This is a genomic window from Pseudonocardia ammonioxydans (genome assembly GCF_900115005.1).
Lineage (GTDB): Bacteria > Actinomycetota > Actinomycetes > Mycobacteriales > Pseudonocardiaceae > Pseudonocardia > Pseudonocardia ammonioxydans.
On record NZ_FOUY01000021.1, the window covers coordinates 88,080 to 108,278 of the forward strand.

Genomic DNA, 20,199 nt, shown 5'->3' on the forward strand with positions numbered 1-20,199 from the left:
GTGATCACTCCCCCGCCGAGCCGATCATGACCCGCACGACCCGCGGCGTTCGACATCGTCGAACGCAGTGCGTTGCCGGGGCCCGGGGGTGTCCCTAGCGTCCCGGCACACGGCGGGGCCGCCCGGTCCCGCGCGGGGGAACTCACCAGGAGGGGGTTCGATGACGAGCTCCGAGAAGACCGGCGCCGACGCGGTCCAGGCCGCCAAGACGCCGTCGCTGCTCGGCGAACTGAGCGCCGAGTTCGCCGGGACCATGATCCTGATCCTGTTCGGCTGCGGCGTCGTCGCACAGGTCAACACCACGGCGGACGGCTCGGCGGGCTCCTACGACTCGATCGCCTGGTCGTGGGGCATCGGCGTGATGCTCGGCGTCTACGTGGCCGGGCGGATCTCCGGCGCGCACATCAATCCGGCCGTCACGATCGCGTTCGCGGTCTACGACGGCTTCCCGTGGCGCAAGGTCGCACCGTTCGTGGTGGCCCAGACGCTCGGGGCGATCGTCGCCGCACTGATCGTCCGCGTGACCTACGCCGACCTGATCCGAGCGGTCGACCCGGACCTCACCGAGACTCAGGGGATCTTCTCGACGTTCCCCGGCGACGGGGTCTCGATCTCGACGGCCTTCCTCGACCAGGTCGTCGGCACCGCGATCCTGGTCTTCGTGATCATGGCGCTGGTGCATCCGCGGAACAAGGGGCCGATGGCCAACATGGCCCCGTTCATGATCGGCATCATCGTCGTCGGCATCGGCATGGCGTGGGGGTCGAACGCCGGCTACGCGATCAACCCGGCCCGGGACTTCGGGCCCCGGCTGGTCTCCTGGATCACCGGCTACGAGTCCGCCTGGGTGACCGGGACCGGCACCCCCTACTGGTGGTTGCCGATCGTCGCCCCGATCATCGGGGCCGTGGTCGGTGGCGGCCTGTTCAAGCTGCTGATCGACCGCTTCATTCCCGCCGAGGACGCTCCGCAGGAGGTCGGGCGGGTCTGAGCCCCCGCCCGAGCGTTCCCGACCCCGCATCCCGAAGGAGAACTCCATGGCCGAGTTCGTCGGCGCCATCGACCAGGGCACCACCAGCAGCCGGTTCATGATCTTCGATCACTCCGGCAACGAGGTGGGCCGTCACCAGCTGGAGCACGAGCAGATCCTGCCGCGGGCCGGCTGGGTCGAGCACAACCCGGTCGAGATCATCGAGCGCACCAACGCCTGCCTGCAGTCGGCGCTCAACGCGACCGGCCTGTCCGCGTCCGACCTCGTCGCGCTGGGGGTCACCAACCAGCGTGAGACGACGGTCGTCTGGAACCGGCGGACCGGGCGTCCCTACTACAACGCGATCGTCTGGCAGGACACCCGTACCGACCGGATCGCCACCGCGCTGGAGCGCGAGGGCAAGGGCGAGATCATCCACCGCAAGGCGGGCCTGCCGCCCGCCACCTACTTCTCCGGCGGGAAGATCCAGTGGATCCTGGAGAACGTCGACGGCGTGCGCGAGGCCGCGGAGAACGGTGACGCGATCTTCGGCAACACCGACACCTGGGTCATCTGGAACCTCACCGGCGGGGTCCAGGGCGGGCGGCACGTCACCGACGTGACCAACGCCAGCCGCACCATGCTGATGAACCTCGAGACCCTCGACTGGGACGACGAGCTGCTCGGGCTCTTCGGCATCCCGCGCCGGATGCTGCCCGAGATCCAGCCCTCGTCGTCGGTGGACGGGTTCGGTTCGACGCTGGCGCACGGCGCCCTCGGCGGCGAGGTCCGGATCACCGGCGACCTCGGTGACCAGCAGGCCGCCACCGTCGGCCAGGTCTGCTTCGCCCCCGGCGAGGCCAAGAACACCTACGGCACCGGCAACTTCATGCTGCTCAACACCGGCACCGAGCTGGTCCGCTCGGAGTCCGGGCTGCTGAGCACGGTCTGCTACAAGTTCGGCGACGAGCCGGTCGTCTACGCCCTGGAGGGCTCGATCGCCGTCACCGGGTCGGCCGTGCAGTGGCTGCGCGACCAGCTCGGGATCATCTCCGGCGCGGCGCAGTCCGAGCAGCTGGCCCGCCAGGTCGCCGACAACGGCGGCGTCTACTTCGTCCCGGCCTTCTCCGGGCTGTTCGCCCCGTACTGGCGTTCCGACGCCCGCGGCGCGATCGTCGGGCTGTCGCGCTACAACACCAACGCGCATCTGGCCCGGGCCACCCTGGAGGCCATCTGCTACCAGTCCCGCGACGTCACCGAGGCGATGTCGAAGGACTCCGGGGTCGCGCTGGACGTGCTCAAGGTCGACGGCGGTGTCACCCTCAACGAGCTGTGCATGCAGATCCAGGCCGACGTCCTGGGGGTGCCGGTGTCCCGCCCGGTCGTGGCGGAGACCACCGCGCTCGGTGCCGCCTACGCGGCGGGGCTGGCGGTCGGCTTCTGGACGTCGACCGACGAACTGCGGGAGAACTGGAACGAGGCCCGCCGCTGGGAGCCGACCTGGGACGAGGCGCAGCGCGACGAGGGCTACGCGAAGTGGAAGAAGGCCGTCGAGCGGACGCTCGACTGGGTCGACGTGGAGTGACCCCGGTGCCCGGTGTCACCCGCACACGACAGGGCGACACCGGGCACATCCGCTCACGTCCCGCTGTTGAACGGGTAGCCCCCTCCCAGGACAGGAACAACCGAAAGGTCTGATCATGAAATCGGTGGCGCTCTCCCCGGAGGCCCGTACCGCGGCGCTGCAGGCGATGGGCGACCGCGAACTGGACGTGCTCGTCGTCGGCGGTGGTGTCGTCGGCGCGGGTGCCGCGCTCGACGCCGCCACCCGCGGCCTGTCGGTCGGTCTGGTCGAGGCCCGCGACTTCGCGTCCGGGACCTCCAGCCGTTCCTCCAAGCTCGTCCACGGTGGCCTGCGCTACCTGGAGATGCTGGACTTCCGCCTGGTCGCCGAGGCGCTCGCCGAGCGCGGCCTGCTGATCCAGCACCTGGCACCGCACCTGGTGCGCCCGGTCCCGTTCCTGTACCCGCTGCAGCACCGCGGCTGGGAGCGCCTCTACGCCGGCGCGGGGGTCGCGCTCTACGACTCGCTCGGCTACCTGTCCGGGCGCTCGCGCGGGGTCCCGCACCACCGCCACCTCACCCGGCGCGGCGCGCGCCAGGTCGTCCCCTCGCTGCGCAAGGACGCGCTGGTCGGCGCGCTGCAGTACTACGACGCGCAGGTCGACGACGCCCGGCACACCATGTTCCTGGCCCGTACCGCCGCCGCCTACGGGGCGCACGTGGCGACCCGGGCCCGCGTCGTCGGGCTGCTCAAGGAGGCCGGCCGGGTCGTCGGCGCGACCGTGCAGGACCTCGAGTCCGGCGAGCGGGTCGACGTGCGCGCCAAGCAGGTCATCAACGCCACCGGTGTGTGGACCGACGAGACCCAGGGCCTGGCCGGCGAGCGCGGGCTGTTCAAGGTCCGGGCGTCGAAGGGGATCCACCTGGTCGTGCCGCGGGACCGGATCCGCGGCAGCTCCGGGCTGATCCTGCGCACCGAGAAGTCGGTCCTGTTCGTCATCCCGTGGGGCCGGCACTGGATCATCGGGACCACCGACACCGACTGGGACCTGGACAAGGCACACCCGGCGGCGAGCGCGGCCGACATCGACTACCTGCTCGAACACGTCAACGCGGTGCTGGAGCAGCCGCTCACGCACGACGACGTCGAGGGCGTCTACGCCGGGCTGCGTCCGCTGCTGTCCGGTGAGTCGGAGTCGACCTCGAAGCTGTCCCGCGAGCACGCGGTGGCCAAGCCGGTGCCCGGCCTGGTCGTCGTCGCGGGCGGGAAGTACACGACCTACCGGGTGATGGCCAAGGACGCGGTGGACGCCGCCGCGCACGGCCTCGACGGGCGGGTCCCGCCGTCGTGCACCGAGGACGTCCCGCTGCTCGGGGCGGAGGGCTACCACGCGCTCACCAACGCCACCGCCCGGCTCGCGGCCACCTCGGGCCTGCACAAGGCGCGGATCGAGCACCTGCTCGGCCGCTACGGCTCGCTGATCCAGGAGGTCCTCGACCTCGCCGCGGACGACCCGACCCTGACCGAGCCGCTCGCCGGGGCCCCCGACTACCTGCGCGCGGAGGTCGTCTACGCGGCCTCGCACGAGGGCGCCCGGCACCTCGAGGACGTCCTGGCCCGGCGGACCCGCATCTCGATCGAGACCTTCGACCGGGGGGTCGGCGCCGCCGAGGAGACCGCCCGCCTGGTCGCACCGGTGCTCGGCTGGAGCGACGAGCAGGTCGAGCGCGAGGTCGACCACTACCGCAAGCGCGTGGAGGCCGAGCGGGAGAGCCAGCGGATGCCCGACGACGCCACCGCCGACGCGGCCCGCCTCGGCGCCCCGGACGTCGTGCCGGTCAGCGGGTAACGGGCCCCGCCCCGGCACGTGTCCGGCGCTGCCGCGGCACGTGCCCAGCACCGCCCAACACGTGCCCCGAGGGGCACCCTCGTAGCGCCATGCGCCCCGGGGGTGCCCCTCGCGGCGTGCGTCCGGCACCGGGGTTGGGCACCGGGTCCGGCATCGAGCCGGGCCGGCGCCCCGACGCCCTCGCCCCCAGGGGCACCCCCGTAGCGCCATGCGCCCCGAGGGGCCCCCTCGCGACACTCCCGGCGCCGAGCACCCCGCACCCCGCGCCCGGCACGTGCCTCGAGGGGCACCCTCGTAGCGCCATGCGCCCCGAGGGGCCCCCTCGCGGCGCCCCGGGGCCCGGGGTGCCCTCGCCGCACCGAGTCGTCGCCGAGCGCCGGGCCCGGGCGCCCCTGCCCCGAGGGGCACCCTGGTAGCGCCCGGTGCCCCGAGGGTGCCCCTGGGGGCGGCGAGGCCCGTGGCGCGCGGCGAGACCGTGGCGCAGCGAGACCGTGGCGCAGCGAGGTCGAGCCGGAGCGAGGCCGCTCCGGAGGACGGCACGCGCCGAAATCTCTCCGGAATCGCTCCGCATCGAGGACCGGACCTGTCCGCGTCGGGTCATAACGTCGTGCTCATCGGACCGGGAGGACCCGGTCGCAGCACGAGAGGCGGACCCGAGTGAACGCGACGACCACCACCGACCACCAGGCTCCGACGGGCGAGCGTGCGGAGCTGATCGCCACCCTGGAACGGCACCGGGGTTTCCTGCTGCAGACCGCGCAGGGCCTGACCGAGGAGCAGGCCCGCACGCCCAGCACGGTCAGCGCGCTGACGATCGCGTCGCTGCTCAAGCACGTCGCGGACACCGAGGAGCAGTGGTTCCGGTTCGCCGTCGAGGGCGCGGGCGCCTTCGGCGAGGTCTACACCGGCGACGTCGACTGGGACGCGGTCGCGGCCGAGGGGGCGGAGAACGGCGGCGACTGGTCCGGCTCCGAGTGGGAGGACACCCGGTTCGTGCTCGCCGAGCACGAGACCCTCGAGTACCTGCGTGCCCGGATCGAGCAGGTCGCCGCCCGCACCGAGGAGGTCCTGCGCTCGGCGGACCTGGACACCACGCACGCGCTGCCGGTCGCGCCCTGGTTCGAGCCGGGCGTGAGCTGGTCGGTGCGCCGGGTCGCGCTGCACATGCTCGCCGAGACCAGCCAGCACGCGGGCCACGCGGACATCGTGCGCGAGGCCATCGACGGCCAGAAGACGATGGGATGAGGAGCGAGACGATGAGCAACCCCGCCGAGGCGATGACCGAGCTGCTGACCGACACCTCCACCGATCTCTCCGGTGAGCGCGCCACGATCCACGAGACGCTCGCCAAGCACCGGATGCTGCTGCGCTTCACCGTGGCGGAGCTGTCCGATGCGGACGCCCGGCGGCGCCCGACGGCGAGCGCGCTGACCCTCGCCGGGATCGTCAAGCACGTCGCGGACGTCGAACGCGGCTGGGTCGACTTCATCCTGACCGGGGTGGTCGAGGGCGCCGACGACTGGGAGCGCCTGGCCGAGGCCGGCGACGAGCGCGACGACTTCGCGCTCGACGACACCGACACCCTCGAGAGCCTCCTGGCCCGCTACTCGGAGATCGCCGCCCGCACCGACGAGCTCGTCGCGACCGTCGACCTCGACCTGTCGCACCCGCTGCCGCCGGCACCGTGGTTCCCGGAGGGCGGGACGTGGAGCGCACGGCAGGTGTTCGCGCACATCATCGGAGAGACCGCGCAGCACAGCGGGCACGCCGACATCATCCGCGAGTCGATCGACGGCCATAAGTCGATGGGCTGACCGCGCGGCGGCCGGGCCGACCCGTCGGCAGTCCTGAGTCGACGGACCGGCCGGGCGGCGGACCGGGGACGCGGACCGGCGCGGGGCAGCGGCTCCGGGTCGGCGAATCGGCCGGGCGGCAGCCTCCTGTCGGACCGGGCGCAGCGCGGATCAGGCCGGGCGCGGCTCGTCCGTCCGCCCGGCCGCCGCGTCCGCGGTCCGGGCGACCGTGTCCAGTGGACCGTCCAGGTCGCCGGGTTCCGCGCCGGGGGTGAGCAGCACCGGCAGCGCGATCCCGGCGGCCCGCAGGTCGGCGGCCCGGCCCGCGACGTGCGCGCCGTCGCCGACCGCGCAGAGCCGGTGCACCGCGGCATCCGGCACCAGGGCCAGCGCGCCGGCGCGGTCGCCGCCGCGCCAGCGCTCGGTGGCGCGGTCCAGGTCGTCCCACGCCCCGGCGAACGACCCCCGGTGCGTCGGCACCATCGCGTACTGCAGCACCAGCCGCCGCATCCGGGTCATCGCCTCGTCGTACCGGTCGCCGGCGTAGGCCCAGTACGACGCCATCGCCCACACGCTGCCCGGCGGGCGTCCGGCCTCGGCCTCCCCCGCCCGCACGTGCGCGAGCAGCCCGGGCACCTCGTCCGGTGGGCACCAGGTGAGGAAGACCCCGTCGGCTACCCGCCCGGCCAGGCGCAGCATCCGCGGGTTCATCGCGGCCAGCACCACCGGCGGCACCTGCGGCGGCAGCAACGACGACCGGAAGCCGTGGGTGCGTGGGTGCTCCACCCGGACCCGCTCGCCCGCCCAGGCCGACCGCAACGCCGTCACGTAGCCCTCGACGGTGGCCAGCGGCCGGTCGTGCTCGCGCCCGTGCCAGTCCCGCACGACCATCGGGCTGCTCGCGCCGAGCCCGGCCAGCACCCGCCCGGGCGCGGCCGAGGACAGCGTCGCGAAGCCCATCGCGGCCAGCGCCGCGGAGCGGGCGTAGACGTTGGCGATGCCGGTGCCCAGCCGGACCTGCGACGTGCTCGCGGCGAGCACCCCGAGCAGCGAGAACACCTCCGGCCCGGCGACCTCGCCGCACCAGACCGAGTCGTAGCCGGCGGCCTCCGCGGCCCGGGCCAGCCGCACGTACTCCGGCACGCCGAGCCCGTCGTCGACCGGCATGGTCACGCCGAGCGGCGGCATGCCCGACGGCCCTGCCTGCTGTGACCCCACCCCCTGTGTCACCGCCTCAGCCCTTGATCTGGCGGGCCACCGAGCGGGTGTCGAACCAGGTCCCGACCCGGGTGATCCATCCGTCGACGGTGTCGAAGACGTCCAGCGCGTCGAAGGCGGCCGGCCGCCCGTCGGTGAACGTCCCGGTGAAGGCGATCTCGCAGACGATCGTGTCCCCGGCCTCGATCCAGCGGGTGACCGCGTCGTCGTGGGTGGCGTACCCGGCCAGGACGGCCGGGAAGTGCGCGAGTGCCGCCTCCCGGCCGACCACCGGCGGCGCACCGGTGGTGACGATCTCGACGTCGTCGGCCAGGACGGCGGCGAGGTCGGCGAACCGGTCGGAGTTGATCGCCGCGAAGTAGCCCTCGACGGCGGCGCGCGCGGTGCGCGCGGGAGCCGTGCTCACAGACCCACCCGCTTCTTCAGCTCGGCCATCGCCCCGAACGACCACTTGGCCAGCGACGGGTCGCCGAACGGCGTGATGTTCCACATGACCAGGTGCTCCAGGCCGGCCTCCCGGTAGTCGTGCAGCTCCTCGGCGACCTGCTCCGGGGTGCCGCAGAAGGCGTAGTGGCGCACCACCTCGGGCGGGATCGCGTCGATGATCCGCAGCGACTCGGCCCGCTCGATCGTGGACGGGATGAAGTCGTGGAAGCCGGAGTCCCCGGAGAGCGGCGGCTCGACGCCGAGGTCGCGGAACACCTGCGAGGGCAGCAGCACGCACAGCGCCCGCACCAGCGGCGCCTCGGTGAGCCGCCGGACCGTCTCCTCGTCCGGTCCCATGAGGACGTAGCCGAGCATCCCGGGGGTGAACCGGTCCGGGTCGCGCCCCTTCTCCTCGGCCGAGCGGCGGATCGTCGCCAGCGACGACGCGTAGTCCGGCGCGGTCATCTTCGTGGGCAGCCAGCCGTCGGCCTTGGCCCCGGTCAGGCGCAGCATCCGCGGGCCGTGCGCCGCGGTCCAGATCTCCGGCGGCTCGTCACCGTACGGCGAGAGCCCGAGCACCGCGGAGTCCAGCCGGTGGAACCGGCCCTCGTAGTCGACCGGCCCGTCGGCCTCCCACAGCAGCCGCATCACGTCGATGCCCTCGGACAGCTTCGCGACCGGCTTGTCGAAGTCCATCCCGTACGGGGTGACGTTGAGCTTCTCCCCCGATCCCAGGCCGATGATCGCCCGGCCCTTCGTGACGTGGTCCAGGGTGAGCGCGGTGGCCGCGGCCATCGCCGGGTGCCGGCGGATGAGGTCGGTGACGACGACCCCCACCTTGATCCGCTCGGTCTGCGCCCCGACCACGCCCATCATCACCATCGGGTCGAAGTAGACGTGCGGGTTGGCCTGCACGTCGGCGAGCGGGGTGAGATCACGGGTCCACATCGTGTCGGCGTGCCAGCCCATGAGGTGGTCCGGCCACCAGACGGCGTCGTAGCCGTCGTCCTCGGCGCGGCGGGCGAAGCGCACCGCGGCGTCGGCCGGCGGCATGATCTGGCCCGGCACACCCAGCTGCAGCGGCTTCACCTCAGTACCTCCAGCCGTCGCCGAACGCCGGGATCCGGGCGCCCAGGTAGTCCTCGACACAGGTCAGCGCGGCGCGCGCGGCCCGGTCGGTGCCGATCCCGCGGCTGCGGAAGGTCTCGCTGGCGAACCACAGGCCCTCGACGTTGGGGGCCCGCCAGTGCGGCCGGTAGCGCCCGACCAGCCCGGGCATCTGGATCACCCCGAAGCTCGGCTCGAACACCTTGTGCCGGCGCCGCCAGACCGGCTTCGCGAACTGCGGCCACATCGTCTCCGCGTCGCGCTCGAACGCCTCCAGGGTGGCCCGGCACCACTCGTCGTCGCGGCCCTTCGCACCGGGGATGATCGCGCCCATCACGTGCAGGTGGGTACCGGGCGGCGAGCAGGACGGGTCCATCGCGGTCTGGTCGAACATGAAGCCCGAGCAGTTCGTCGACGGCGTCGAGGTCCAGGTCGACAGCTCGCGCGGGTCGTAGCGGGTCACCGGCTCCTCGGTGGCCAGGTAGAGCCCGAGCCAGGCGATCCGGAACCTGTCCTGGGCCAGGAAGTCGATCTGGGCGGTGTACCACTCGGGCAGCGCGGTGCGCGGCACGACGTTCAGCACGTTCCACACCGGCAGCGTGGAGATCACCGCGTCGGCCTCGAGGATCTCCTCCTCGAAGAACTCGTTGGGCAGCACCTTCGGCTCGCGCCCGACGGCGACGCCGCGCACCTCGCCGTCCTCGACGATCACCCGCTCGACCGACGTGCCGAGCCGCAGCTCGCCGCCGTGTTCGGTGATCGCGTCGGCCAGGTCGCGCCAGATCCCGTCCCAGCCCTGGCCGGGCCAGCACGAGTAGGCGGCGGTGCCCTTCTCCTCGAAGTGCATCTTGCGCACGTAGAGGTTGTCCGAGGCGGAGTGGTCGTACCAGTTGTCGGTCATGCACTCGAGCACCGAGATGAACTCGAACAGGTCGACGACGCCCTGGTCGTCGGTGTACTGGTGGATCCACTCGCGCAGCGGCCGGTCGTCCCACGCGTCGAGTGCGTCGTAGGGGGTCTCGACCAGCGCCTTGATGACCTTCTTCAGCTCGGTCCGGTCGGTGTAGCGGTCCCGGATGGAGGTCCAGCCCCGCTCGTTGTCCCAGATCGGCATGTCGTTCGAGACCTCGCCGTGGACCAGCTCCTTGCCCACGTGCTCGAACACCTTGGTGATCCCGGACCCACCGTCCTCGATGAGGTGACCGCCCAGGTTGACGGTGAACCCCTCGTCCGGGACGGCCATCGCCCGGCCGCCCAGGTACGGGCTGCGGTCGAGCACGACCACCCGCTTGCCCTCCCGGGCCAGCAACGCGCCCGCGGACAGCCCCGCGGCCCCGGCACCGATCACCACGACGTCGTAGCGCGGCATGACACCCCTCTCGCCCGTCGCCCCTCTGTCTACCAAACGACCGTTTTACACTCGCACGGAGCCGGGACCGACGCAAGGGTCGATCACCGCCGTGCCGGAGACCGCGCGCCGCCCGCCCTCGACGTCGAGCCACACCGCGCACCCGACGCCCCCGGCATCGGCGGGCCCGGTGACCACGCCGCCGGCGACGACCCGGTCGCCCGCGTGCACCGGCCCGTGGAACCGGAACGTGGTCGAGCGGATGCGGCCCGCGCCGCCCGCGTAGGCGGCCAGCATGGAGTGCACGTAGCCGAGGTTCAACGGGCCCTGGTTCACCACGCGGTCGCCCATCCCGAGCCGCGCGGTCTCGGCCGGATCGAGGTGGATCATGTTCGGGTCGCGCAGGATCGCCGCCATCACCTTCATCGGTTCCGGCCGCACCTGCAGCGACAGCTCCGGCAGCGGCTCCCCGGCCGGCTCCGTCACCCCTGGCGATCCGGCCTGCTCCGTCCCGCCCGACGAGTCATCCGGTCCGTCGGACGGTCCGTCGGACGGCCCGTCCGCCGGCTCGAGCCCGCGCCGCGGGAACACGTAGGTGGGACGCACCTCGATCTCCACCGCGCCGCCGTCGGGAGCCAGCTCGATCAGCGGCGTGACCAGGTCGAACACCCCGCTGCGGCCACGACGGCGCCGGGTGCGCTCCACCCGGGCGGACACGGCGTACTCCGCGCCCACCCGCAGCGGCCGGTGCAGGCGCAGCGACCACTCCCCGAGCAGCGGGCCGTCCTGTGAGGACGCTCCGAACAGGGCGAAGACGTCCTCCAGCTCCAGCCCCACACCACCCTGGGCCAGCCCGAACGCCACGGCCGGGTGCACGGCGTCGTCCCCCGGAGCCCGCTGCTGCGCGCCGGTCGCGTCGCGGACCAGCCAGTCCAGATAGGGCTCGGCGATCGCCCGTCCACCGGGCATCCGGTGTCCGACGAGCGCGGCCAGCTCGTCCTCGGTCGGCGGGCTCGGGCGCGGTCCGGACAGCACCTTGCCCACTCTCGACGGCACCCGCTAGCTTGTCAAACGACCGTTAGACAGGCGATGTCGCCACGGAGGTCCGATGGCCGAGCAGACCGTCCCCGACCTGCTGGAGGCCTGCGCCGTCGCCGCGCCGGACCAGCACGTCGTCTTCCCCGACGAGCGGTCGTCCTGGCCGGATCTGCGCGCGCAGGTCCGCCACGACGCCGCCGCGCTGCTCGGGCTCGGCGTCGCACCCGGCGACCGCGTCGCGGTGCTGCTGCACGGCGGCCTCGACGCGGTCCGCTACTGGCTCGCCGCCTCCGAGATCGGCGCGATCACGGTGCCGCTGACCGTGCGGATGCGCGAGCACGAGGCCGCCCAGATGATCGACGACGCCGGCCCGGTCCTGGCGCTGACCACCTCCGATTTCCTCCCGGTGCTCGACGCCCACCTCCCGGACCGGCCGGGCAGCCCGCTGCGCACCGTCGTCGTCCTGGACCGGACCGGCCCGGACGCCCCGGCCGGTGTCACCGGCCGGTCCGCGCTCGAGGCCGCCGCCCGGCGCAGCGGCCCCGCGCAGGTGGACCGGGCCCGGGCCGGCGTCGGCCCGGACACCCCGGCGATCATGCTCTACACCTCGGGGACGACCGCCCGCCCGCGCGGCTGCGTGCACACCCACCGTTCCCTGGCCGACGAGGGCGCCGCCGTGGCCGGACGGCTCGGGCTCACCCCGCAGGACCGGTTCTGGACGCCGTTGCCGATGTTCCACTGCGGCGGCTACGACGTCGCGCTGGCCGCGATGGCTGGGCGCTGCGGGTTCGTGCACGTGGGCTCGTTCGAACCCGGCCGCGCCCTGGACCAGATGGAGACCGAACGCTGCACGGTCGCGTTCCCGGCGTTCGAGACGATCTGGATGCCGGTGCTCGACCACCCGACGTTCCCCGACCGGGACCTCTCCGCGCTCCGGCTCGTGATCAACATCGGGGCGCCGGAGCGGATGCGGTCGATGCAGGCCCGGCTGCCGCACGCGATCCAGCTCTCCTGCCTCGGGATGACCGAGTCTCTCGGGTTCTGCTGCGTGGGTTCGCCGGACGACCCGGCGGAGGTCCGCGCGACCACCAGCGGCCGGCCGCTGCCGCACATGGAGGCGCGGGTCGTCGACCCGGAGACCGGCGAGCCCGTGCCGCCCGGCACGCCCGGCGAGTTCCGGTTCCGCGGCACCTCGCGGATGGCGTACTACCACCGGGACCCCGACACGACCGCGGCCCGGATCGACGACGTCGGCTGGTTCGCCTCCGGGGACCAGGTCGTTGCCGACGACGAGGGCCGGCTGCGGTTCCGCACCCGGCTCAAGGACGTGCTCAAGGTCGGCGGGGAGAACGTCGCCGCGACCGAGGTCGAGGGCTTCCTCTGCGAGCACCCGGCCGCCGGGATCGTGCAGGTGGTCGCGGCACCCGACGCGCGCTACGGCGAGGTCGTGTGCGCGTTCGTCGAGCTCCGCGACGGGCACGAGCCCTCCGACGGGCTGGCCGAGGAGATGATCGCCTTCTGCGTCGGCCGGATCGCCGGCTACAAGGTCCCGCGCTACGTGCGGTTCGTCGACGAGTGGCCGATGTCCGGGACGAAGGTGCAGAAGTTCCGGCTCCAGACCCGCATCGCCGAGGAGCTGTCCGCCGCGGGGATCACCGAGGCACCGCGGGGACCTGCGGGCGCGGCGCCTCGGTGATGCCGGCCGCCGCCAGCTCGGCGGCGATCCGCTCGCGCAGCTCGAACTTCTTGATCTTGGTGCCGGACATCGGGAACTCGTCGACGAACCGCACGTAGCGCGGCACCCGGAACGTCGCGATCCGGCCCAGGCAGTGCTCGATCAGCTCCTGCTCGGTCACGGCGTGCCCGGGGCGGAGCCGGACGTACGCGCACGGCACCTCGACGTAGCGCGCGTCCGGGGCGGCGACGACGGCGACCAGGTCCACGGCCGGGTGGGCCAGCAGGAAGCCCTCCACCTCGGCGGCGGCGACGTTCTCCCCGCCGACCTTGAGCATGTCCTTGAGCCGGGAGCGGAAGGTGAGCCGGCCGGCGTCGTCGGCGACGACGAGGTCACCGGTGCGGAACCAGCCGTCGGCGGTGAAGGCGGCCGCGGTCGCCGCGGGGTCGCGGAAGTAGCCGTCGAAGGCGTTCGGGCCGCGGAACCACAGCTCGCCCGGGGTGCCGGGGGCCACGTCGGTGCCGGTCTCGGGGTCCACCACCCGGCAGCGCATCCCGGGCATCGGGTGGCCGCCGGTGCTCGCCCGGGCCTCGGCCGGGTCGTCCGGGCGGTTCAGGGTCAGGAACGCCGACGACTCGGTCATCGCCACGCAGGACACGTGCACCGCCTGCGGCAGCCGGGCGGCCATGTCGCGCAACCGCTCCGGCACGCCGACGGCCATCACCTGGCGGATCCGGGACAGGTCGAACGAGGCGAAGTCCGGCCGGTTGAGCACCGGCATCCAGATCGTCTCGAAGGCGGCCAGCGCGACCGTGACCCGCTCGGCGGTGAGCAGCTCGAGGGTCGTGGTGGGGTCGAAGTGACCGGGGTGGACGAACGTCGCGCCGGCGGCCAGGCAGCTCAGCGCGAACGTGATCCCGCCCCCGTGGAACAGCGGGATCGCGGTCCACACGCGTTCGCCGGGCCGCCAGCCGAGCCGGTCGCCGATCCCGAATGCCAGCCGGACCAGGGCCTCGTGGGAGAGCATCGCCCCCTTCGGCGCCGCCGTCGTGCCCGAGGTGAACACCAGCACGGCGGTGTCCCGGACGCGGACCGCCGCGGCGAGCTCCTCGACGAGCCCGAGGGCGACCGCGCCCGCGGCCAGCCGGTCGGCCCCGACCGCGCCCGGCGGGTCGGCGGCGACACCCGGCACGACGACGTGTTCGAGCTCCGGGGCGTCCGGGCGGGCGGCGCCGTCCGGCGGCAGGCACTCGTCGACGACCCCGAGCAGGTCCGGCGCGGTGACGAGCACCCGCGCGCCGGCGGTCGTCAGCACGCCGGTGATCTCGCTGCCGCGGAACCGGGCGTTCACCGGGACGGCGACCGCACCGAGCATCGTGGTGCCGACGAGCGTCGCGACGAGGTCCGCGTCGGCCGGCAGCAGCAGCGCCACCCGGTCACCGGGTCCGACGCCGAGCCCGGCGAGCTCCCGGGCCCGCCGGGTCGCCCGGGCGGCGAGCCCGGCGTAGGTGACCCGCTCGCTGGGAAAGACCAGCGCCTCGGCGTCGGGCTGCTCGGCAGCCCGACGTTCGACCAGGTCACCGAGGGTAGTGGCCTCGATCCAGCGTCGTGTCATCAGCGTGACCTCCTCGTCAGCGTATCCGGATCGTGCCGGAACGCCCGAAGACTGTCTACCGACCGTCCGGCAGAATCGTCGCGATCGGCCCACCACCCGTCGCGGATGGGCGTGGGCCGCGGGCGGCGTTAGGGTCCGGATGTGGGTGATCTGATCGACCTCGCAGCGATCGAGACGGCGGCCGGACACATCGCGGGCGAGGTGGTGCGCACGCCGACGGTGCCCTCCCCCGGCCTCACCGCGCTGCTCGGCGCGCCGGTGCTGCTGAAGCTCGAACAGCTGCAGCGGGCGGGGTCGTTCAAGCCGCGCGGAGTGCTGGCCAAGCTGGCCACGCTGTCCGGGGCGGAGCGCTCCGCCGGGCTGGTCGCCGTGTCGGGCGGGAACCACGGTCTCGCGGTCGCCGAGGTGGCGGGCGCGGCCGGGGTGCCCGCCGTCGTCGTGATGCCGGAGAACGCGCCGGCCCGCTCGATCGCCGGGGCGCGGGCCGCGGGTGCCGACGTCCGGCTCACCCCGGACATCCCCGCCGCGTTCGCGCTGGCCGGCGAGCTGCAGGCGGCGGGATCCACCCTGGTCCACCCGTTCGACGACCCGGTCGTCGTCGCGGCCCAGGGCACGGTCGGGCTGGAACTGGCCCGGGACGGGATGGCGCTCGGCGAGCCCCCGACCGACGTGCTCGTCTCGATCGGTGGGGGTGGCCTGCTGTCCGGGGTCGCGACGGCGGTCCGGGCGCTGCTGCCCGACCCCCGGGTCTGGGGCGTCGAGACCGTGGGGGCCGAGGCGATGTCCGCGGCGCTCGCGGCGGGCGGGCCCACCCCGGTGACGATCACCTCGTCGATCACGACGCTGTCCGCGCCGTCGGCGTCGCAGCTGACCTACGACCACGTCCGCGCACGGGTGCACGAGGTGCTGGTGGTGTCCGACGCCGACGCCGTGGCCGGCTCGGTCGAGCTGGCCGAGCACGCCGGGGTCTGGGCCGAGCCCGCCGCCGGCTGCCTGGTCGCGGGGGCCCGCCGGGTACTCGACCGTCACCCCGACGCCCGGCTCGCCCTGGTGATCTGCGGCGCGAACGCCGACGTCGCCGACGTGCTGCGCCCCGCCGGCTGAGCGTGTCCGCCTGCTCGGCCCGTTCGGTCACAGCCCGGATGGGACGGCGCGGCCCGGGCGTTGCACACGGTGTGGGAGGAACCGGCGTGGTGCGAACCGGCGTGGTGGTCATCGGAGCGGGACAGGCGGGCCTGTCCGCGGCCGCCGGCCTGCGCCGGGCCGGGCTGGAGCCTGGCCGGGACTTCGTGGTGCTCGACGCCGAGGACGGGCCCGGCGGCGCCTGGCGGCACCGCTGGCCGAGCCTGCTGATGCGCACCGTGAACGGGATCCACGACCTGGCCGGCGTCCGGTCCGGGTTCGACGCGCCGGACGCCGATCCCGACCGCCCCGCCCGCGAGGCGGTCCCGGAATACTTCGCCGGGATCGAGCGGTACTGGGACCTGCGGGTCGTCCGCCCGGTCCGGGTCCACACCGTCCGTGACAGCGACCGTCCGGCCCGGGACGGTGACGATCCGGCCCACGACAGCGGTGTTCCAGCCCGCGGCGGCGATCCAGCCCGCAGCGGCGACGGGCCGGCCCGCGACGGCGACGGCCCGGTCCGTCAGGCTCACGACGGCGGATACCGGGCGGGCCCGCTCGACGTCGTCACCGACCACGGCACCTGGCGGGCTGACGAGATCATCAACGCCACCGGCACCTGGACCCGGCCGTTCGTGCCGGCCTACCCGGGTGCGGCGTCGTTCCGGGGCCGCTCGCTGCACGCCCGCGACTACCCCGGCGCGGCGGCGCTGGCGGGCCGCCGGGTGGTCGTCGTCGGCGGTGGGATCACGGCGGTGCAGCTGCTGCTCGAGATCGCCCCGCACGCGGCCGCGACCACCTGGGTGACCCGCCGCGAGCCGGTCTGGCACGAGGGCACCTTCGACGCCGAACGCGGCCGCGCGGCCGTCGCGCAGGTGGAGGAGCGGGTGCGGGCCGGCTTGCCACCGCGCAGTGTCGTCGGGGTGACCGGGCTCGGGCTGACCCCGGCCGTGCGCGCCGGGCTGGCGAGCGGGGTGCTCGACCGGCGGGAGATGTTCACCCGGATCACCCCGGACGGTGTCGCGTGGGACGACGGCACGGTCGAGCCGGCCGACGTGATCCTCTGGGCGACCGGCTGGCGGGCCGCGCTCGGGCACCTCCGGCCGCTGCGGCTGCGGGCCCCCGGCGGCGGCATCCTGCTCGGACCGCCGCAGGACACGACGGTCGTCGGCGATCCGCGGGTGCACCTGGTCGGCTACGGCCCCTCGGCCAGCACGATCGGTGCCGACCGGGCCGGTCGGGCCGCCGCGCGGGCTGCGCTGGACCGGCTCCGGGGCGTGCCGGCGGAACGCGCCGCCTGACGCTCCGGACCGCCGTACCGGGTCCCGGAACGCCGGGCCATGCGCTCCGAGGGGCACCCTCGCTGCGCCCTGTGCCCCGAGGGTGCCCCTCGGGGCGCGATGAGGGTGCCCGGGCCGGTGCCCGGCGCGCGGTCAGACCGGTGCCGCCCGCTGCCCGCGCAGCATCCGGTACTCCCGCAGCACCAGCACGATGATCGCGACGTCGAGCAGCGCCAGGAACGGCAGCAGCACCGACCCGGTGTGCCAGGCGTGGACGAGCTCGTACACCACGAACAGCGCCAGCACCCCGACGGCGACCGGGTAGGCCGGCAGCCACCGGCGCAGCAGCGCCCACACCAGGGCCAGCTTGAGGATTCCGTGCAGGCCCAGGTAGGCGACGACGAACGTGCGGTCCCCGCCCGCCACGTCGTCGATCGCGGCCACGAGGTGGCGCGCCGGTGGCGCGTCCGGCGGCCCCAGCAGGTCACGGGCCAGGATCACGGCCACCACACGGTGCATCCAGTCCCCGGACACGACCAGCAGCGCGACGGCGCCGAGCAGCTCGGCCGCGCCGTCGACACCCTTCACCACCAGCGCGACCCGGAACAGCCGCTCGGTCCACCGGGCGTCCGCCGCCGGTCGTGTCATGCGGGGAGGGTAGTGCGGTGTGCGGTGCTCACCCCGTGGACACCTCGGTGCCGTCCTGGGACCAGCGGGTGTGGAAGGCACCGTCGGCGTCGGTGCGGCGGTAGGTGTGCGCACCGAAGTAGTCGCGCAGCCCCTGGATCAGGTTGGCCGGGCCGCGTTCGCGGCGGTAACCGTCGTAGTAGCTCAGGCTCGAGCTGAACGCCGGGATCGCGACGCCGTGCTCGGTCGCGGTCGCCACGACGCGGCGCCACGCGTCCTGCGCGTCGGACACGGCCTGGGTGAAGTACGGGACCATCAGCAGGTTGTCCAGGTCCGGGTGCTCGGCGTAGGCCTCGGTGATCCGGTTGAGGAACTGGGCGCGGATGATGCAGCCGCCCCGCCAGATCCGGGCCATCGCGCCCAGGTCGAGGTCCCAGTCGTTCGCGTTCGACGCGGCGCGCATCTGCGCGAAACCCTGCGCGTAGGCGACCACCTTGGACGCGTACAGCGCCTGCCGCACGTCCTCGACCAGCCGGTCCACATCGGGCGCACGCTGCGGCGCCGGACCGGCCAGCGTGGCCGACGCCGCCCGGCGCTCGTCGCGCAGCGCCGAGAGGGTCCGCGCGAAGACGGCCTCGGTGATCCCGGTCAGCGGGACGCCGAGGTCGAGCGCGTCGATCGCGGTCCAGCGCCCGGTGCCCTTCTGCTCGGCCTGGTCGACGATGACGTCGACCAGCGGCGCGCCGGTCCTCTCGTCGGTCTTGCCCAGCACGATGCCGGTGATCTCGATGAGGAACGACTCGAGGTCGCCGGTGTTCCACTGCTCGAAGATCGTCCCGATCTCCGGGGCGGACAGCCCGCCGACGTGGGTGAGCAGGTCGTAGGCCTCGGCGATGAGCTGGATGTCGGCGTACTCGATGCCGTTGTGCACCATCTTGACGTAGTGCCCGGCCCCGCCCGGCCCGACGTGCGTGCAGCAGGGCGTGCCGTCGACGTCCGCGGCGATCGCGGTGAGGATCTCCTCCACCTCGCCGTAGGCCTCCAGCGGCCCGCCGGGCATGATGCTCGGCCCGTTGAGCGCGCCCTCCTCGCCGCCGGAGACACCGATGCCCATGAACCGCAGGCCTCGCTCGGCGCAGTAGGCCGCCCGGCGGTCGGTGTCGGGGAAGTGCGAGTTGCCGGCGTCGATGATGATGTCGCCGGAGTCGAGCAGCGGGGCGAGCTCGTCGATGACGGCGTCGACCGGCTTGCCGGCCTTCACCATCACGACGATCTTGCGCGGTGTCTCGAGCGCCTCGACGAACTCCTGCAGCGACTCGGCCGCGGTGAAGTCGCCCTCGTGGCCGTGCTCCGCCATGAATTCGCCGGTCTTCGCCGTGGTGCGGTTGTGCACCGCCACCGCGAAGCCGCGGCGGGCCATGTTGCGGGCCAGGTTCGCCCCCATCACGGCCAGCCCGGTCACACCGATCCGGCTCTTCTCCGCCATCGCGCTCCTCCGTCTCGCTCTCGCCTACGCCCGGGCGCACGGCCCGGGCTCACCGGCCCCATCCTCGCCCGTCGGGCCGCGGACGCGCGCGGGCCCCGGACTGTCCCGTTGGTCACTGCCCGCCCGTTGATCGCTCCCGCCCGTCGGTCACTGCCCGGCCGTTGGTCGCTCCCCGCCCGTCGGTCCGGTCCCGGAACTGCTCAGCCGAGGAACTCCAGCAGCAGCTCGCTCGCGCGCTCCGGCGCCTCCTGCGGGATCCAGTGCCCGCAGCCCTCGACCGTGGCGAACCGGAAGTCCTCGACGATCTCCGAGGAGCGCCGCATCTGGGCCTCGGTCAGCGCCATGTCGCCGTCGCTCCACACCCCGAGCACCGGGATCCGGATCGGCGGCACCTGCGGGACCTCGGTCGGCACGAACGTCGCCGGGTCGATGTTGGCGCGGTACCAGTTCAGCGACGCGGTCAGCGCGCCCGGCCGGTCCAGGTCGGCGATCTGGCGCTGCGGCAGCGGGTGCCCCTCGGGGAAGGACGCGTGCGCCCAGGCCCGCAGGAACTGCCAGTCGTGGGCGGGCAGCACCTGCTCGGCCACCCCGGGGAACTGGAACCAGAGCATGTACCAGGACATCGACTTCTGCCGGAACCCGGCCGAGGCGAACGCGGCCGGGTGCCCGACGGAGAACGCGGCGTAGCGGGTGACCCGGTCCGAGCTCAGCGCCAGTGCCCAGCCGAGAACCGCACCCCAGTCGTGCCCGGCGAGGGCGAACCGGTCCACACCGAGCGCGTCGGCCACCCCGAGGACGTCCCCGCGCAGCGCCCGCATCGCGTAGTGCTCGACCTCCTCGGGCCGGTCCGAGTCGCCGAACCCGCGCAGGTCGGGCGCGATCACCCGGTACCCGGCCGCGGCGAGCGCGTCGACCTGCCGGGTCCACAGGGAGGCGCGGTCCGGCCAGCCGTGCAGCAGGAACACGGCGGGCCCGGACCCTCCGGTGTCGTGCACGGAGAGCGTGACCTCGGGACGCGTGGTGCCGGCGACGGTGATCCGTTGCGGTTCCGGGAGAGCCATGACCGCGACCGTAGTCCCGG

At 73.8% G+C, this 20,199-nt stretch carries 17 protein-coding genes; 8 read left to right on the plus strand and 9 right to left on the minus strand.

The genetic code is table 11. The annotated features are described in order from the left end of the window. The first annotated feature begins 160 nt into the window (after positions 1-160). The 5 genes from BM093_RS20130 to BM093_RS20150 all read left to right on the plus strand — a co-directional run bounded on the left by BM093_RS20130 (position 161) and on the right by BM093_RS20150 (position 6,197). On the plus strand, positions 161-991 hold the full coding sequence (locus BM093_RS20130) for an MIP/aquaporin family protein (RefSeq protein ID WP_093346811.1): 831 nt from the start codon (positions 161-163) through the stop codon (positions 989-991). Positions 992-1,037: 46 nt separating this feature from the next. Continuing rightward, positions 1,038-2,555, plus strand: coding sequence for a glycerol kinase GlpK (glpK, locus tag BM093_RS20135; RefSeq protein ID WP_093346815.1), 1,518 nt, complete (start codon positions 1,038-1,040; stop codon positions 2,553-2,555). Between the two features lie 115 nt (positions 2,556-2,670). After that, positions 2,671-4,383 carry a glycerol-3-phosphate dehydrogenase/oxidase gene (locus BM093_RS20140; RefSeq protein WP_093346818.1) on the plus strand — a complete coding sequence of 571 codons (1,713 nt, stop codon included), beginning with the start codon at positions 2,671-2,673 and terminating at the stop codon, positions 4,381-4,383. A gap of 657 nt (positions 4,384-5,040) precedes the next feature. After that, positions 5,041-5,628, plus strand: coding sequence for a DinB family protein (locus BM093_RS20145; protein ID WP_093346823.1), 588 nt, complete (start codon positions 5,041-5,043; stop codon positions 5,626-5,628). Positions 5,629-5,639: 11 nt separating this feature from the next. Next, positions 5,640-6,197, plus strand: a complete 558-nt coding sequence (locus BM093_RS20150) for a DinB family protein (RefSeq protein WP_093346828.1) — start codon at positions 5,640-5,642, stop codon at positions 6,195-6,197. A 150-nt stretch (positions 6,198-6,347) separates the two neighbouring features. Here BM093_RS20150 and BM093_RS20155 read toward each other — a convergent pair whose 3' ends face one another. Genes BM093_RS20155 through BM093_RS36695 form a run of 5 tightly spaced genes read right to left on the minus strand, consistent with a single transcriptional unit; the run spans position 6,348 to position 11,310 of the window. Beyond that, positions 6,348-7,406: an LLM class flavin-dependent oxidoreductase gene (locus BM093_RS20155; RefSeq protein ID WP_143105446.1), complete on the minus strand. Its 1,059-nt coding sequence runs from the start codon at positions 7,404-7,406 to the stop codon at positions 6,348-6,350. Between the two features lie 4 nt (positions 7,407-7,410). After that, positions 7,411-7,800 (minus strand): nuclear transport factor 2 family protein, encoded by a 390-nt coding sequence (locus BM093_RS36055; protein WP_177238590.1) that lies wholly within the window; start codon positions 7,798-7,800, stop codon positions 7,411-7,413. Beyond that, entirely contained in the window at positions 7,797-8,909 is a 1,113-nt protein-coding gene (locus BM093_RS20165) for an LLM class flavin-dependent oxidoreductase (protein WP_093346835.1), read from the minus strand. The genes BM093_RS36055 and BM093_RS20165 overlap by 4 nt, the downstream gene beginning before the upstream one ends. 1 nt (position 8,910) lies before the next feature. Further along, positions 8,911-10,296: a phytoene desaturase family protein gene (locus BM093_RS20170; protein WP_093346840.1), complete on the minus strand. Its 1,386-nt coding sequence runs from the start codon at positions 10,294-10,296 to the stop codon at positions 8,911-8,913. Positions 10,297-10,341: 45 nt separating this feature from the next. Then, entirely contained in the window at positions 10,342-11,310 is a 969-nt protein-coding gene (locus tag BM093_RS36695; RefSeq protein ID WP_245773655.1) for a MaoC family dehydratase, read from the minus strand. A gap of 73 nt (positions 11,311-11,383) precedes the next feature. Here BM093_RS36695 and BM093_RS20180 point away from each other — a divergent pair, with 73 nt between their 5' ends. After that, positions 11,384-13,009 carry a class I adenylate-forming enzyme family protein gene (locus BM093_RS20180; protein ID WP_093346842.1) on the plus strand — a complete coding sequence of 542 codons (1,626 nt, stop codon included), beginning with the start codon at positions 11,384-11,386 and terminating at the stop codon, positions 13,007-13,009. Here BM093_RS20180 and BM093_RS20185 read toward each other — a convergent pair. Next, the gene (locus BM093_RS20185) at positions 12,966-14,603 is read right to left on the minus strand and encodes a class I adenylate-forming enzyme family protein (RefSeq protein ID WP_093346845.1); all 1,638 of its coding nucleotides are present in this window, start codon (positions 14,601-14,603) and stop codon (positions 12,966-12,968) included. The two genes, BM093_RS20180 and BM093_RS20185, sit on opposite strands and share 44 nt — an antisense overlap. Before the next feature lie 141 nt (positions 14,604-14,744). Between BM093_RS20185 and BM093_RS20190 the strand changes: the two genes are divergently transcribed. Both BM093_RS20190 and BM093_RS20195 read left to right on the plus strand, forming a co-directional pair. Further along, positions 14,745-15,707, plus strand: coding sequence for a pyridoxal-phosphate dependent enzyme (locus BM093_RS20190; protein WP_245773656.1), 963 nt, complete (start codon positions 14,745-14,747; stop codon positions 15,705-15,707). An 86-nt stretch (positions 15,708-15,793) separates the two neighbouring features. After that, positions 15,794-17,026, plus strand: a complete 1,233-nt coding sequence (locus tag BM093_RS20195) for a flavin-containing monooxygenase (protein ID WP_245773657.1) — start codon at positions 15,794-15,796, stop codon at positions 17,024-17,026. A 132-nt stretch (positions 17,027-17,158) separates the two neighbouring features. Here BM093_RS20195 and BM093_RS20200 read toward each other — a convergent pair whose 3' ends face one another. The 3 genes from BM093_RS20200 to BM093_RS20210 form a co-directional block, all read right to left on the minus strand. Further along, entirely contained in the window at positions 17,159-17,653 is a 495-nt protein-coding gene (locus tag BM093_RS20200; protein ID WP_093346849.1) for a DUF2127 domain-containing protein, read from the minus strand. Between the two features lie 28 nt (positions 17,654-17,681). Further along, the gene (gndA, locus tag BM093_RS20205; RefSeq protein ID WP_093346853.1) at positions 17,682-19,118 is read right to left on the minus strand and encodes an NADP-dependent phosphogluconate dehydrogenase; all 1,437 of its coding nucleotides are present in this window, start codon (positions 19,116-19,118) and stop codon (positions 17,682-17,684) included. 200 nt (positions 19,119-19,318) lie between these two features. Continuing rightward, positions 19,319-20,179, minus strand: coding sequence for an alpha/beta fold hydrolase (locus BM093_RS20210; protein ID WP_093346856.1), 861 nt, complete (start codon positions 20,177-20,179; stop codon positions 19,319-19,321). Between the last annotated feature and the right edge of the window lie 20 nt (positions 20,180-20,199).